Genomic DNA, 14914 nt, shown 5'->3' on the forward strand with positions numbered 1-14914 from the left:
CAGCCCGGGGGCTTCGTTGAGCTGGACCGGCTCGGTAGAATATGGGAATGACCATTCTGCACACGATCCAGACTCCGCAGGACCTCTCCAAACTCAGCAGCGAGCAGATGACTCGCCTGGGCGAGGAGCTGCGGCAGTTCCTGATCAGCAACGTCTCCGCCACCGGTGGCCACTTGGGGCCCAACCTCGGGGTGGTCGAGCTGACGCTGGCAGTGCACCGAGTCTTCGACTCCCCCCGTGACTCCATCATCTTCGACACCGGCCACCAGTCCTACGTGCACAAGCTTCTCACCGGCCGCCAGGACTTCTCCACACTGCGCCAGCAGGACGGGCTCTCCGGTTACCCGGAGCGCGCGGAGTCGGTGCACGACATCGTCGAGTCCTCGCACGCCTCCAGCTCACTGGCCTGGGCCGACGGGATCTCCCGCGCCCGGTCCCTGAACTCCGAGGGCGATCGGTATGTGGTGCCGATCATCGGCGACGGTGCGCTCACCGGAGGCATGGCCTGGGAGGCGCTGAACAATATTGCCGCTGATAATGACCGGCGGGTGGTCATTGTGGTCAACGACAACGGCCGCTCCTACTCCCCCACTGTGGGCGGAATAGCCAATCAGCTCTCCAAGCTGCGTCGCGGCGTGCTGGACAAAGTCCGCACCCACCGTGCCTATGAGACGGTCATGGACGGCACCAAGCAGCGTCTGCAGCAGGGCGGGCCGGTGAGCCAGGTCGTCTACCGCAGCCTGCACGCTGCGAAGAAGGGCGCCAAAGACTTCTGGTCCCCCCAGGGCCTCTTCGAAGACTTAGGGATGAAGTACATCGGTCCGGTGGACGGCCACGACCAGCGCTCCATGGAGGAAGCCCTGACCGACGCGCGCAACTATGAGGGACCGGTGATCGTCCACGCGATCACCGAGAAGGGTCGGGGCTACGCACCGGCGCGCGCTGATGAGACCGACCAGTTCCACGCCGTCGGTGTGATCGACCCGGAGACCGGCGAAGCGGTCAGCCGCGGTTCAGCACGCTCCTGGACCTCAGTGTTTGAAGAGGAGATCGCCACGATCGCTGACGAGCGCTCGGACATCGTCGCGCTCACCGGCGCCATGGTCAACCCGGTGGGTCTGCGCACTATGGCCCGCAACCACCCCCAGCGCGTGGTCGACGTCGGCATCGCTGAGCAGCATGCAGTGGCCTCGGCAGCCGGGCTCGCCTATGGCGGGATGCACCCGGTGGTCGCGCTCTATGCGACGTTCCTCAATCGCGCCTTCGACCAGTTGCTGATGGATGTGGCCCTGCACCGGGCAGGTGTGACCTTCGTGCTGGACCGCGCAGGAGTCACCGGCCCCGACGGGCCCAGCCACCACGGCATGTGGGATCTGTCCCTGCTGCAGATGGTCCCAGGTCTGCGCCTGTCGGCACCGCGGGATTCGACGCGGCTGCGCGAAGAGCTGCGCGAAGCAGTCTCCGTGGACGACGCACCGACTGTGGTGCGCTACTCCAAGGGATCGGTCAACGACGAGATCGACGCGGTGCACCGATTGGACGACGGCGTCGATGTTCTGCACGCCAGCGACTCAGCTGAGGGTCCCCACGGCAACGATGTGCTGATCGTCTCAGTGGGTGCCATGGGAGAGCTCTCCCTGGATCTGGCCCGCCGGCTCCAGGACCAGGGAATCACCGCCACGGTGGTGGACCCCCGGTGGGTCCTGCCGGTACCCGATTCGGTCGTGTCGCTGGCGGCCCGCCACCGGATCGTGGTCTGCATCGAGGACGGGGTGAAGGCCGGCGGCGTCGGGTCACGAATCCGTCAGGTCATGCGCGAAGCCGGCGTGGACACCGCGCTCAACGAAGTGGGGCTGCCCGTGGAGTTCCTCGCCCACGGTTCCCGCAGCCAAGTCCTGGAGCGGGTGGGGCTCACCGCCTCCCGGATCGCCCAAGACACGGTCGCTCAGGTGCTGGGCACCAAGGTGCCCTTTGCCCGCAGGCTTCCCGGTGAGGACACGCCCACCGGTGATATTCCGGTGTTCGGCACCATACGCCGCTGACTGAACTTACAGCAGCACCCGCAGTGAGGTGCCCTCCAACTGCGCCTCAAGCCGCCGCAGGGGCTGCTCAGCCGGTCCGGACTGCCACTGGCCGGTCAGCTCGAACCGGGAACCGTGGCAGGGACACTCAAAGTGCTCCTCTGCGATGCCCACAGTGCAGCCCTGATGGGGACACACCGCCGAGAACGCCAGCACCTCCTCCTCAGTGGGACGGTGCAGCAGCAGCTGCTGATCCTGGTGGGCCACGCTGCGGGACTGGCCCACATCCAGCTCCTGATCCAGCTCGATGCTCACCCAGCGGCGGGACTGCTCCTCCTCATCCCCGCCGCCGCAGGAAGCAAGCACCACCACGGAGGCGCCGGCCGTGCCGGCACCCAAGAACGTGCGGCGGCTGCAGCAGCTGATCATGGATGGAACAGCTTGCCGTTGACCCTCTGGCTGACCCCGATCTGGTCCAGGTAGGGGCTGATGCCGCCGCGGTGGAAGGGCCAGCCGGTCCCCAGGATGAGGCACAGATCGATGTCCTTCACCGAGGCGACCACCTCTTCGTCGAGCATCAGGCCGATCTCTTCGGCCAGGGCCTCAGTCACCGTGGTGAAGACCTCATCGCTGGACTGCGGGGATTCCCCGAACTCCATCAGCTGCTGGGTCGACTGGCTGATGTACTTATTGCCGCTGTCATCGGTGCTCCAGATCTTGGTGACGCCGGCGTCGATGAGCGCCTGCAGGTTCTTGGAGACGTAGAACCGCTCCCCGAAGCTGGACCGCAGGGACTCGGTGACGTGCTGGGCCACCGGTATGCCCACCATGGCCAGCAGGTCGAAGGGCGACATGGGCAGACCCAGGGGCTTCAGCGCCTCATCGGCCACAGCGGCATCCGTGCCGTCGTCGAACGCCTTCTGGATCTCAGCCATCATCCGCAACAGCACCCGGTTGACCACGAAGGCGGTGGAGTCCTTGGTCAGCACCGGGGTCTTGCGCAGTGTGGCCGCCAGGTCGAAGGCGGTGGCGATAGGTGTCTGCGCCGTCTGTGGGGTCCGCGCGATCTCCACCAGCGGCATGACGGCCACCGGGTTGAAGAAGTGGAAGCCGATCACCCGCTCAGGGTGCTTCAGGTCGGCTGCCATCTCGGTGACGGACAGTGACGAGGTGTTGGTGGCCAGAATCGCCTCCGGGGAGATGATCTCCTCCAGCTCGGCGAAGACCTGCTTCTTGACGCTGATCTCTTCGAAGACCGCCTCGATCACAAAGTCGGCCTCCGCGTAGACCGATTTGTCGGTGGAGCCGGAGATCAACCCGGTCAGTGCCTGGCCCTGCTCAGCAGTCATCCGACCCTTGTCCACCTGCTTGCTCACCTGCTGCTCAATGTAGGAGAGCCCCTTGTCCACACGCTGCTGCTCAATGTCAGTGAGCACCACCGGCACCTGCAGGTGCTGGGCGAAGACCAGGGCCAGCTGGGAGGCCATCAGACCAGCGCCGACGACGCCGACCTGACCGATGGGCTTCGGCGCGGCCTCGGGCACACCGGCGGGCTTCTTGGCCCGCTTCTGCACCAGTTCCATGAATGCGTAGACCACATTGTGGAACTCGGCGGAGACCAGCAGCTCGCCCAAGGCCTGGACCTCATCGGCCCGGCTCTCCTCACGGCTGCGGTGGCGCACCTGCTTGAAGATCTGCAGGGCCCACAGCGGTCCGGGTGCAGTGTCACCGGTCTTGGACGCCACCAGCTGCTCAGCCTTCGCCACAGCATCGTCCCAGGCGTCGGTGCTGCGATCAGCGACGCGGTGCGCCTGCACCGTCTCCAGGGTCTGCGTGTCACCGGAGAGGACTCGGGCGGCGAACTCCAGGGAATCCTGCTCGAAGCTCTCGGCCTCCAGCAGGGCATCGGCGATGCCAGCTTCGTAGGCCTGCGGCCCCTTCAGCGACCTATTGTTGTTCATCGCGTTGTCGAAGATGATCTTGCGTGCCGCCTGTGGCCCGATGATCTGGGGCAGCCGGTAGATTCCGCCCCAGCCGGGCACCAGGCCGAGGAACGCCTCCGGCAGACCGATCGCCGCAGCAGCGGTGGAGATGGTGCGGTAGTCGGCCGGCAGCGCAATCTCCAGGCCTCCGCCCAGGGCTGTGCCGTTGATGAAGACGAAGGTTGGAGCTGGGAAGTCCTCCACCAGGTCATAGGCCTGATGGCCCAGTTCGGCCAGGGCGATGCCATGGGCGGTCTCCTTCAGCTGCTGAGCCCCCACAATGTCGGCACCGGCCACCAGCACTCCGGGCTTGCCGATGATGCCCAGACCCACGATCTCTCCCGACTCGGCCCGGGAGTACTGGGACGCCACCGCCTCGCCGAACTCGATCAGCGAGGCGGGACCCAGGGTGCTGGGGCGCTTCTCGGAGTCGTTGTCCAGGCGGATCAGCGCCAATGTTCCAGCGCCTGCGGGCAGCTGTACATCTTCGATGCGGCTGTGGGTGACCACCTCAGCGTCGAACTCCTGGGGCAGGTGGGCGTAGGCGGAAAAGTCTTGGGTCATGGGAAGCAGCCTCCTGAGTTGAGCGAAGAGCAGTGTTCTGCCACACAGCCTACCGGTGAGTAATACAACAGGCCAGAACCGGACGAGACAGCGGTGCGCCCGCCCCGACACAGTGGGTCAGGACGGGCGCACCGCAGATGCTGCGGGCGAAGCTCTACTTCACCAGCTGGCGCAGGACATACTGCAGAATGCCACCGTGGCGATAGTAGTTGGCCTCCCCGGGAGTATCGATGCGCACATCAGCGTCGAACTCGGTCGTGGAGCCGTCCTCGGCCGTTGCGGTGACCTTCAGCGTGTCGGGGATCTCACCCTCGTTCAGGGCAGTGATTCCGGAGATGCTGTAGGTCTCAAAGCCGGTCAGCCCCAGCGTGTTGGCCGACTCACCCTCGGGGAACTGCAGGGGCAGCACGCCCATGCCGATGAGGTTGGAGCGGTGGATGCGTTCGAAGGACTCGGTGATGACGGCTCCCACACCCAGCAGCCGGGTGCCCTTGGCGGCCCAGTCGCGCGAGGAGCCGGAGCCGTACTCCTTGCCTCCGAGGACCACCAGCGGGGTGCCCTGCTGCTGGTAGTTCTGCGCCGCGTCGTAGACCGCGGCCTGCGGCGCGTCCGGCTGGGTGAAGTCGCGGGTGAAGCCGCCTTCGACACCGTCGAGCAGCTCATTTTTGATGCGGATGTTGGCGAAGGTGCCGCGGATCATCACCTCGTGGTTGCCGCGGCGGGAGCCGTAGGAGTTGAAGTCCTTGCGAGCCACGCCGTTCTCCAGCAGGTAGCGGCCTGCAGGAGTGTCCGACTTGAACGAGCCGGCCGGTGAGATGTGGTCGGTGGTCACCGAATCGCCCAACTTCAGCAGCACACGTGCGCCCTCGATGTCGGAGACCGGGGCGGGCTCCATCTCCATGCCTTCGAAGAAGGGAGCCTTACGCACATAGGTGGAGTCCGGCTCCCAGGTGAAGGTCGCACCTTCGGGGGTCTTCAGGTTCTGCCACCGGTGGTCACCGTCGAAGATAGTGGAGTACTTGGAGGTGAACATGTCGGTGTCGATGGACTCATCGATGATCTGCTGCACCTCAGCGGGATCGGGCCAAATGTCGCGCAGAAAGACGTCTGCGCCCTCGGAGTCCTGGCCCAGTGGGTCATTCTCGAAGTCGAAGTCCATGGTCCCCGCCAAGGCGTAGGCGACCACCAGCGGTGGGGAGGCCAGGTAGTTCATCTTCACATCGGGGTTGATGCGTCCTTCGAAGTTTCGGTTTCCCGAGAGCACGGAGGTCACCGCCAGGTCCTGCTCCTGCACCGTCTGGGCGATCTCCTCCTCCAACGGGCCGGAGTTGCCGATGCAGGTGGTGCAGCCGTAGCCGACCACGTAGAAGCCGATCTTCTCCAGGTACTCGATGAGCCCGGACTTCTCGTAGTAGTCGGTGACGACCTTGGATCCGGGTGCGATGGAGGTCTTGACCCAGGGCTTCTGATCCAGTCCCTTGGCAACTGCGTTGCGGGCCAGGACACCGGCTGCCAGCATCACATTGGGGTTGGAGGTGTTGGTGCAGGAGGTGATGGACGCGATGGAGACCGCACCGTGGTCCAGGTGGAACTCACGGCCGTCGGGCATCGTGACCGGCACCGGCTGTGATGGTCGGCCCTCTGCGGGCGTGGCGGACGGGTCTGCCGGCCGCGGCTTGTCCGCCGGGTCCTGCGCTTCGTCGGGGGTGTGCGCCGGCGCATCGGAGCCGGGGAACGTCTCATCGACCGAATGGTCGACGCGGCCGTTGGTTCCGTCCCCGAGCGCAGCGGCGGTCTCGTCGACGTAGTTGTGGATGTCCTTGCGGAACTGCTCCTTGGCGTCGGTGAGCTCAATGCGGTCCTGCGGGCGCTTCGGCCCCGAGATGGAGGGCACCACTGTGGAGAGGTCCAGCTCCAGCTGCTCGGAGAAGCGCAGCTCACGGTCCGGATCGTGCCACATGCCCTGCTCCTTGGCATAGGCCTCCACCAGGGCGATCTCCTCCTCGGTGCGGCCGGTCAGGCGCATGTATTCGGTGGTCACCTCGTCGACGGGGAACATCGCGGCGGTGGAGCCGAACTCCGGACTCATGTTGCCGATGGTGGCACGGTTGGCCAGCGGCACCTTGGCCACACCCTGGCCGTAGAACTCCACGAACTTGCCCACCACTCCGTGCTGGCGCAGCTTCTCGGTGATCGTCAGCACCACATCGGTGGCAGTGGCCCCGGCAGGAATCTCGCCGGTGAGCTTAAATCCCACCACACGCGGGATCAGCATGGAGATCGGCTGGCCCAGCATCGCCGCCTCGGCCTCAATGCCGCCCACGCCCCAGCCCAGCACGCCCAGGCCGTTCTCCATGGTGGTGTGCGAGTCAGTGCCGACACAGGTGTCCGGGTAGGCCTGTAGCGCGCCGCCGCTGGCCCGGGTCATGACCACCCGTGCCAGGGACTCGATGTTGACCTGGTGGACGATGCCCATGCCTGGGGGCACTACCTTGAAGTTCTCGAACGCCGTCTGGCCCCAGCGCAGGAACTGGTAGCGCTCCCCGTTGCGCTGGTACTCGATGTCCATGTTGCGCTCAATCGCGTCAGCGCTGCCGAACGCGTCGATCTGGACAGAGTGGTCGATGACCATCTCAGCAGGAGCCAGCGGGTTGATCTTATTGGGGTCACCGCCGAGGTCCTCCACCGCCTCACGCATCGTGGCCAGGTCGACGACGCAGGGCACGCCGGTGAAGTCCTGCATCAGCACCCGGCCGGGGGTGAACTGAATCTCGGTGGTCGGCTGGGCGGTCTCGTCCCAGCTGCCCAGTGCCGTGATGTGCTCTGCGGTGACGTTCTCTCCGTCCTCATGGCGCAGCAGGTTCTCCAGCAGAACCTTCAGGCTGTACGGCAGGGACTGGTACCCCTTGACCTGGTTGAGGCGGAAGATTTCATAGTCGGCGCCGTTGACGTTGAGAACGCCCTTTGCTCCGAAGCTGTCCACTGTACTCACGAGGAGCTCCTTGTCTGTCTGCATTGACACGGCCTCAGCCGTTGGGAAGGCGACTGACTGCCTTGTTTCTCCACTGACTATCCTACTCATATCGCACGTCACCGGCGGACGCACTCCTGAAGTCGCGCAGGCTCAGGCTTCGAACAGTGCCACCGATTCCATGTGGTGGGTGTTGGGGTACATATCCAGCAGGGCCACGTCCTTCAGCCGCCACCCCAGCTCGAGGAGCCGTTTGGCATCACGGGCGAAGGACGCGGGGTCGCAGGAGACATAGATGATCTGCCCCGGAGAGGATGCGCTGATCCCGCTGAGCACACGCTTGTCCGCCCCGGCCCGCGGCGGGTCCAGGAGCACCACGTCGGCAGGCTGCAGCCGGTGGGCGAGCCGCTCCACCGGTGCGGTGACCACCTCCACATGCGGCTGGGATGCGAAGAGCCGTTGGGCGGCGCCGCTGGTGGCCTCTGCCGCCTCCACCGAAAGCACCTGACCCGTTGGGCCCACGGTGTCCGCCGCCCAGGCGCTGAAGAGTCCGGCCCCGGCGTAGAGGTCAGCCGCTGAGCCGCCTCTGGGCAGTCTGGCCATCCTGTCCACCGTCTCCACCAGCGCCTGGGGAGCCGAGCGGTGAACCTGCCAGAAGCCCTCTGCCGGCAGCCGCACCGCAGCCCCGGGACCAGCTGATCCTGCCGCGGCCACCGGCAGCGGCTCCTCCACGGTGCGCTCTCCGGTGAGCACACGGTGCTCCACCGCCGCAGGGCCCAGCTGATCGAAGCGCCGACGCCGAGCCCCCTTGGGCCCACGGTTGGCGCGCCGCTGGGGCTGTGGCGATGTCACGGCCAGGATCACACTGCCCACCCCCGGGTCCTGCTGCGCCTGCTCGGCCAGCCGCCCACTGACCGCCTCAGCTGATTCTTCGAAGGCGTGGACCACCAGGGTCAGGGGTGCTTCGCCGCCGGGGGCGACGACGTCGACGGTGTCGGCCCCGCTGAAGTCCCAGGAGAAGATGTGCGAGGCTGACACCGCTTCGACGGCAAGCGGCATGGACCGCAGCGGAATCAGCTCGTGGGACCGGTGCGGCTTCATCGCCAAGGATCCCTCACGGACTGCAAAGCTCACCCGGGTGCGCCAGTGCAGTCCGCTGCCGGTCGCCCCGGAGAGGGCCTGCACCGAGGGCTCGCCGTCCGCTGCCGCATCGGGAAGTTCCAGGTCGCTCAGCTCGATGCCGCCGATGCGCGCCAGCGTGTCGCGGAAGACCTGGGACTTGAGCCGGCGCTGGTGCGAATCGCTGATGTGGCCGAAGTCGGCGCCGCCCACCGGCACCTGGTTCTGGTCGTAGGCACGCAGCGCGTCGGCCTGCTTCCACGGGTGCCTGCGGCGGTGGTCAGAGGGTTCGAGCACATCGACGGTGTCAGCCCTCCAGAACTTGGCCGACTCAGCCGCCTCAGTGAGCACTGCCCGGACCCGCTCCCCCGGTACGGCGTGGCGGACGAAGACCACGCGGCCCTCATGGCGTGCTACGCAGTGGCCGCCGTGGGACATCGGCCCCACCGTCAGGGTCAGCACCCGGTTTCCGGTCATGGGGAGGCGTCCTCCGCCTCGGAGTCGGCAACGATCCCCTGCGGCCCCGGACGGGTCAGCATCCAACCCAGCCACAGCGCCAGCGCGTACAGCGGTACGCCCATCACCAGGCGGGTCACCCCCAGCGCTGCGACGTTGTCGGCCAGGTACAGCGGAAACTGCACCACCAGCCGGGCCGCCAGCACCGCGGCGATGAGCCAGGTGGCCAGCGCGTAGCGACGACGGCGAACGGCGTCGTACCTCCAGTCGAAGCCCTCCCCGCGGATCAGTCCGAAGAGGATCCCCATGAAGGGCCACTTCACCAGCACCGAGACGCCGAAGCCGATCAGATAGGCGACATTGATGACGAAGCCGGGTTCGTAGTAGCCGCGGGCGTCTCCGGAGAAGTAGGCGAAGGCCGCGCAGATCCCCACGCCCACCAGTCCGGAGAAGGACTGGATGAGGCTTCCGCGCTGCAGCAGCCGCACGACGGTAAAAACCGCCCCCAGGCCCACTGCCAGCAGGATCGCCGGCACCAGCTCTTCGGTGAGGAGATAGGCGATCAGGAAGCCGGCGGCCGGCAGGCTCGCCTCGGCCAGGCCGCGCCAACCGCCGATGGAGGCCATCACATCCAAGGACCCGTCCTCACGAGCCCGGACACGACCGGCCGCCGCTCCGGAGAGCTGCCGGCCGACCTGCCCCGCGCTGTCGTTATCGGTCATGATGGGCTACTGCTGCCCCGGGCCCTGCGCCTGCTGCGGCACCCCGTTGGTTCGATTGCTGGTCCGGTTCGACCCCGTCGTCTGCTGGGTGGAGGCGCCGGAACCGGCTTGGGTGCTCTGGGCGCTGCCTTGGGCACTCTGGGGACTGCGCCGTGGGGCCACCACTCGTTTTGCCCCTGCCGGGGGGCTGAGCTTCAGCAGCTCACGCGGAGGCAGCGGCTCATCGCCGCGGACCACCACCAGCTTGGAGAACAGCTCCTCAACTCCCTGGGCGGCCTGACGGTCGATGGCGCCGCGTCCACCGATGACCCCGCGCAGGAACCAGCGGCTGCCTTCGAAGCCGATGAACCGGGCGGCACGCCAGCCTTTGCGCCCGTCCTTCAGCACAGTGGGCACCCGGGCATGAAGCTCCCGGCCGAAGGGCCCGTCGACCTGTTTGACCCGGCCCTTCTGCTTGACCACCGACTCTTCGATCTGTTGGCGCACGTCCTGCCAGATGCCGCCGGATTTGGGTGCGGAGAAGGCCTGCAGCTGAATGCTGGACGCTCCCACGGCAATGGTCAGCGACACCACACGCTTGGACTTCTGATCAATGTCCAGCCGGACCTTCTGGTCCTTGGCGGCCGGGACCAGCAGGGCACCGAAGTCGACGTAGCCCTTCTTGGAGGTGATCTCGCTGACGTCCTGCGGAGTGGTCTCAGGAGCTGCCGGCTCCTCGGCGGAATCCTGGGCCGCGGGGACGTCCTCCCCAGCGGCATCCTCGGAGGCGACGACGGCGTCGTCGTTCTGGCCCGCCTCGGCCTCGGTGATCTCCACCTGATCCTCGGACTCCTCGGCCATCGCCTCTCTGATGGTGGAGGGGCGCTTGGCCTGGTCCTTCTTCTTCTTTCCGAAGAGCATGCCTCTCCTTCTCTGCCGGTGACCCTCTGCGTCAGCGGCGGTTGCTCAGCGTAGGAATTCTGTTCAGGCGGAGGTCTTGACTCCGCTGGAGCCGAAGCCGCCTGCTCCGCGGACCGTCTCGGGGAGCTCATCGACGGGGCTGAACTCAGCCTGGGCCACTTCCTGCAGCAGCAGCTGAGCGATCCGGTCCCCCCTGCTGAAAGTGACGGCTTCGGTACGGTCGGTATTGACCAGCAGCACTTTGACCTCCCCGCGGTACCCCGGGTCAATCGTGCCGGGAGCGTTGCCCACGGTGACACCGTGCTTGACGGCCAGACCGCTGCGCGGGTGGACCAGCCCCACCCATCCTTCGGGGATGGCGACCGCCAGACCAGTGGGCACCAGACGGCGCTCCCCCGGCTGCAGGGTCAGATTCTCAGCGCAGAGCAGGTCGGCGCCGGCGTCGTCGTGGTGGGCGTACCGCGGAAGCGGCAGCTCAGGGTCCAGCTGCTGGACCGGGAGGTGGATTCTGTGCACACCACCGAGTCTACAGAGTCAGCCTGGGTGGCCGCGCTCGCCTGCAGGTACCCGGTGAGCCGTGCGATCATAGAGAGTATGAACTCTGACGACTCTCTGCGCCCGGGCCTTCGCTACCGGGAGAAGCTGTGGCCGGGCTGGTGGCTGTGGGTGGTCGCCGTGGGCATCGGCGCCTCGGTCTCCATCGCGTTCTTCCCGGTCGGTGTCCTCTACGGCGTGATTGCCCTGGTGGTCGGGATCGCGCTGTGCGTTGCCGCCCTGCTGGCGACCACCCCCACCGTTGAGGTCAGCGATGAGGAGCTGCGAGTCGGCCGGGCGCGCATCGCGCATCAGGATCTGGGCCGTGCGGCGGCTCATCGCGGCGACGCGGCCCGCGAGCAGCTGGGCCCGGGATTCGACGCACGCAGCTACCAGTGCATCCGGGGGTGGATCGATGCGGTGATCACCGTGGAGGTCAGCGACCCGCAGGACCCCACCCCCTATTGGCTGTTCTCCACCCGCCACCCGCAGACGCTGCTGGCGGCCCTGGGATCACAGGAGCCGGTGCACGAGGCCGGCGTCTCCATCAGCCAGAACTAGTGCAGCCCCCAGCTGGTGAAGCCGGTCAGGGGTGAGTCAGCCCTCGCAGTCGGTGCAGAAGAGCTGTCCGCCCTCTTCGCGGGCCACTTGGGAGCGGTGCCGCACCAGGAAGCAGGAGGCGCAGGTGAACTCGTCTGATTGGGCGGGAAGCACCCGGACCTGCAGCTCCTCGTCGGAGAGGTCCGCGCCGGGCAGCTCGAACCCTTCAGCCGTCTCCGTCTCGTCCTCGTCGACCACCGGTGCCTGACGGTTGGTCTGGCGGTTCTTCAGCTCCTCAATGGAGTCTTCGCTGGCATCTTCCTCGTTCTTCCGCGGGGCATCGTAATCAGTTGCCATAACAGGTGCTCCAATGGTGGTTCTGCCATCATCTGTCAGCGTTGGTGCGCAGCAGATAATGAGTAAGGTCGCACAGATTGTGTCGCATCCGACCTGCCCTGACAAATCGGGGTGCCGGCGCGGGTGGTCCGCAGGGGCGGCAATCCTTCTATGTCGGGTTGAGACGACCTGTGGACGTACCCTCTGCCCGCGATACAGTTTGCGTCACAGGACAACACCAGCTTGAGGCAATCGGGAGGAATCCACCGATGCAGAATCTGCGGATCGTGGGGATCCAGGCTGAGGGTGAGGAGCCCCAGCTGCTGCTCTCCGACGACGCCGGGGCAGAGTTCGCCCTGCCCATTGACCAGGCGCTGAAGTCTGCGGTGGCCCGCCCCGCCTCAGCCACTCAGCAGCGTGCAGCCGGTAAGCCCACCTCGTTCTCTCCACGCGAAATTCAGGCCCGGCTGCGCACCGGCGCCACCGTGGCCGAAGTGATCGAGGCCTCCGGCCTCTCCGAGGCGCAGGTGCTGCGCTACGCGGGCCCGGTGGCCGACGAGCGGGCGTTCTACGCATCCCGAGCGCGCGACACCATGGTGGCCCGGGCCTCGACTGCCGAGAATCACCGCATGGCCTTCGGCGACGCGCCGGCCACGTTGGAAGACATGGTCAAGGTCCGGCTGCGCGCGATCGGGGTGCAGCTGAGCACGCTGACCTGGGACGCGTGGCGCCGGGAGGACGGGCTGTGGGCCGTCGTCGCCGACTTTGATGCCGAAAGCTCGCAGGCCCATGCGGAGGCGATCGGCCAGCGGCCCCCGGCAGAGTGGGTCTACGACGCCTCATCGAAGGCCGTGCGTGCGGTGAACAAATGGGCCGAGTCGCTCATCAGCCTGCCCCCGGCTTCTTCGGCGCGCGGCAGCGGACGCCGTCTCGAAGCAGTGGAGGAGCCCTTCGACGTGGACCAGCGCACGATGGCCGCCCGCAGCAGCGTGAGGTCCGCCGATGTGCCGGCGGCATCCGCAGATGAGGACGGCACCGACCACGAGGACCTGCTGGATATTCTGCGTGCCCGGCGCGGACAGCGGCTGGGGTCCGACGAGTCCGGCGATGACAAGCTGGCCACGCTGCTCACCAAGGACGACCCAGCGGCCGAATCCGCACCGACTCCCCTGCGGGCTGTGCAGGACTCCCGCGAACAGGACGCCCCAGGGCAGGACTCCCCTGAGTCGGACTCCCCTGAGTCGGACTCCCCTGGGTCGGCTGATGCGCAGCAGTCGGGTGAGCAGCCCGCTGCGGAGTCCGGCAGCACCGACGCGTGGGGCTTCAGCTATGAGGATCCGGGCGAGGACGACGCCGCCCCGACCGCCGAGGAGCCGCAGCGGGCAGGCGATGATGCGCAGCCGACGGCGGAGAGGCCACCGCGCCGGAAGCGCTCCTCATCGCGGCGGCCCGCTATGCCGCGCTGGGACGACATTCTCTTCGGCACCAAGGACGACTGAGCGCATCCACGAACGCCTGCACCCCGACCTGAAGGCAGCCCGGGGTGGACAGCCTCAGGTGAGCAGCCTCAGTCCGCGAAGCCGCGGCCGGTCAGTTCCAGCAGCGGCACCCGCCGCTCCGCCTCGGTGAGCGATCCGTGCTGACCGACCATGGACAGCGGCTGGGTCCCGGTCCGGTCGGTGTGGAAGATGGCCGCTTCCTGACGGGCGGCGATCAGCACGTCCCCGATGCGCGGACGCACCCCCGCCCGCACCGGGCCGAACCAGCCGGCGGCCAGCGCCTCCTCGGCGGTCACCGCCCACACCAGGTCCCCGAACTCCTGCTGCCAGACTGAACGGACCTGCTCAGCGGCCCCGGGCTCGGTGTAGAGCTGCACCATCCGCGGCTCACCGCCGGTGTGCCGCACCGAGCGCAGCAGGTCAGCACGTTCGCTGATATCGATCCGGTTCTGCTGGGCCACATTGATCATGCCGTGATCGGCGGTGAGCAGCACGCTGGCCTGGGCGCCGAAGCGCTCCTTCAGCTGCCGACTGAACTGTGCGGCGGCGGCGTCGACGTTCTCCAGCATGGTCACCCATTTCGCTGAGCCGACGCCGAGGTTGTGGCCGGTCTTGTCCAACTCATCGATGTAGAGGTAGACCAGCAGCTTCGGCATCGGCCCCCGGCGCAGAGTTGCCGTGCGCGGCCGGTGGCCGGCGATCCAGTCGGCCGCCAGCCCGAAGCGCCCGGCGATGGTGCTGGATCCGGCGAACTGGCCTCCGCGCAGCGCGGCCCGGGTCAGCGGCGAGTCGCGGAACTGGGGCCGGGAGACGGTCAGCACTTCGGTCCCGGAGGCCTCTGCGGCGCCCAGCACCGTGGGCTCGGGCTGCCAGCTGATCGGATCCACCTCGGCGTCCCAGCTGCCGAGCATGTTGACCACCCGTCCCAGGTGCGGGGCGAAGACGTCGTAGCCGACCATGCCGTGCTCCCCCGGCGTCAGCCCGGTCCCCAATGACGTCAGTGACGCGGCGGTGGTGGTGGGCGCCCCGGTGTCCAGGCTGCGCCCCTGCTGGGCGCTGCGCCAGGGACGCGACAGGAACCGCGCGTGGCCGGTGTGCCCGGCGAGATTCTGATCCCCCAGCCCGTCAGCGAGAATGACCACTGTGATGCTGGACTCCGGCAGGTTCAGCTGGTTGCTGAATCCGCCCACACCCAGTGCGGCTGCCGCAGAGGTGAGCACGTGTCGAAGGTGCGCCCCGTCATAGTCGGGGGCGGAAGGCGTCCCCACCG

At 67.2% G+C, this 14914-nt stretch carries 12 protein-coding genes; 3 read left to right on the forward strand and 9 right to left on the reverse strand.

The window, feature by feature from the left end:
• Window positions 1–47 precede the first annotated feature (47 nt).
• The gene (gene dxs / locus FHX47_RS02680) at window positions 48–2042 is read left to right on the forward strand and encodes a 1-deoxy-D-xylulose-5-phosphate synthase (RefSeq protein ID WP_183357323.1); all 1995 of its coding nucleotides are present in this window, start codon (window positions 48–50) and stop codon (window positions 2040–2042) included.
• 6 nt (window positions 2043–2048) lie between these two features.
• Here dxs and FHX47_RS02685 read toward each other — a convergent pair whose 3' ends face one another.
• From FHX47_RS02685 to dut, 7 genes are all read right to left on the reverse strand, one after another.
• Window positions 2049–2450, reverse strand: coding sequence for a Rieske (2Fe-2S) protein (locus tag FHX47_RS02685; RefSeq protein WP_183357324.1), 402 nt, complete (start codon window positions 2448–2450; stop codon window positions 2049–2051).
• Window positions 2447–4567: a 3-hydroxyacyl-CoA dehydrogenase NAD-binding domain-containing protein gene (locus FHX47_RS02690; RefSeq protein WP_183357325.1), complete on the reverse strand. Its 2121-nt coding sequence runs from the start codon at window positions 4565–4567 to the stop codon at window positions 2447–2449. Before FHX47_RS02690 ends, FHX47_RS02685 begins: the two co-directional genes overlap by 4 nt.
• Window positions 4568–4721: 154 nt before the next feature.
• Window positions 4722–7559, reverse strand: coding sequence for an aconitate hydratase (locus FHX47_RS02695; protein ID WP_343064274.1), 2838 nt, complete (start codon window positions 7557–7559; stop codon window positions 4722–4724).
• A 132-nt stretch (window positions 7560–7691) separates the two neighbouring features.
• Entirely contained in the window at window positions 7692–9134 is a 1443-nt protein-coding gene (locus tag FHX47_RS02700; RefSeq protein WP_183357327.1) for a class I SAM-dependent RNA methyltransferase, read from the reverse strand.
• Window positions 9131–9835, reverse strand: a complete 705-nt coding sequence (locus FHX47_RS02705) for a DUF3159 domain-containing protein (protein WP_183357328.1) — start codon at window positions 9833–9835, stop codon at window positions 9131–9133. Before FHX47_RS02705 ends, FHX47_RS02700 begins: the two co-directional genes overlap by 4 nt.
• Before the next feature lie 6 nt (window positions 9836–9841).
• A complete protein-coding gene (locus FHX47_RS02710) occupies window positions 9842–10735 on the reverse strand; it encodes a DUF3710 domain-containing protein (RefSeq protein ID WP_246327900.1) in 894 nt (297 codons plus the stop codon).
• Between the two features lie 63 nt (window positions 10736–10798).
• Window positions 10799–11251 (reverse strand): dUTP diphosphatase, encoded by a 453-nt coding sequence (dut, locus tag FHX47_RS02715; protein WP_183357329.1) that lies wholly within the window; start codon window positions 11249–11251, stop codon window positions 10799–10801.
• A gap of 78 nt (window positions 11252–11329) precedes the next feature.
• On the opposite strand from dut, the gene FHX47_RS02720 reads away from it, so the two are divergent.
• Window positions 11330–11830, forward strand: a complete 501-nt coding sequence (locus FHX47_RS02720) for a DUF3093 domain-containing protein (protein WP_183357330.1) — start codon at window positions 11330–11332, stop codon at window positions 11828–11830.
• Window positions 11831–11866: 36 nt separating this feature from the next.
• Here the strand turns inward: FHX47_RS02720 and FHX47_RS02725 are convergent, their stop codons facing one another.
• Window positions 11867–12166, reverse strand: a complete 300-nt coding sequence (locus FHX47_RS02725) for a DUF4193 domain-containing protein (protein WP_183357331.1) — start codon at window positions 12164–12166, stop codon at window positions 11867–11869.
• A 248-nt stretch (window positions 12167–12414) separates the two neighbouring features.
• Between FHX47_RS02725 and sepH the strand changes: the two genes are divergently transcribed.
• Window positions 12415–13644, forward strand: coding sequence for a septation protein SepH (sepH, locus tag FHX47_RS02730; protein WP_183357332.1), 1230 nt, complete (start codon window positions 12415–12417; stop codon window positions 13642–13644).
• Window positions 13645–13712: 68 nt separating this feature from the next.
• On the opposite strand, the gene FHX47_RS02735 is transcribed toward sepH, so the two are convergent.
• On the reverse strand, window positions 13713–14864 hold the full coding sequence (locus tag FHX47_RS02735; RefSeq protein ID WP_183357333.1) for an alkaline phosphatase family protein: 1152 nt from the start codon (window positions 14862–14864) through the stop codon (window positions 13713–13715).
• Window positions 14865–14914: the final 50 nt, after the last annotated feature.

Source organism: Garicola koreensis (assembly GCF_014195445.1).
Lineage (GTDB): Bacteria > Actinomycetota > Actinomycetes > Actinomycetales > Micrococcaceae > Nesterenkonia > Nesterenkonia koreensis.

Coding starts and splice junctions, on each gene's coding strand:
- FHX47_RS02685 (WP_183357324.1), bottom strand. CDS start 2,450: ATGATCAGCTGCTGCAGCCGCCGCACGTTCTTGGGTGCCGGCACGGCC.
- dxs (WP_183357323.1), top strand. CDS start 48: ATGACCATTCTGCACACGATCCAGACTCCGCAGGACCTCTCCAAACTC.
- FHX47_RS02720 (WP_183357330.1), top strand. CDS start 11,330: ATGAACTCTGACGACTCTCTGCGCCCGGGCCTTCGCTACCGGGAGAAG.
- FHX47_RS02725 (WP_183357331.1), bottom strand. CDS start 12,166: ATGGCAACTGATTACGATGCCCCGCGGAAGAACGAGGAAGATGCCAGC.
- FHX47_RS02700 (WP_183357327.1), bottom strand. CDS start 9,134: ATGACCGGAAACCGGGTGCTGACCCTGACGGTGGGGCCGATGTCCCAC.
- FHX47_RS02710 (WP_246327900.1), bottom strand. CDS start 10,735: ATGCTCTTCGGAAAGAAGAAGAAGGACCAGGCCAAGCGCCCCTCCACC.
- FHX47_RS02690 (WP_183357325.1), bottom strand. CDS start 4,567: ATGACCCAAGACTTTTCCGCCTACGCCCACCTGCCCCAGGAGTTCGAC.
- sepH (WP_183357332.1), top strand. CDS start 12,415: ATGCAGAATCTGCGGATCGTGGGGATCCAGGCTGAGGGTGAGGAGCCC.
- FHX47_RS02705 (WP_183357328.1), bottom strand. CDS start 9,835: ATGACCGATAACGACAGCGCGGGGCAGGTCGGCCGGCAGCTCTCCGGA.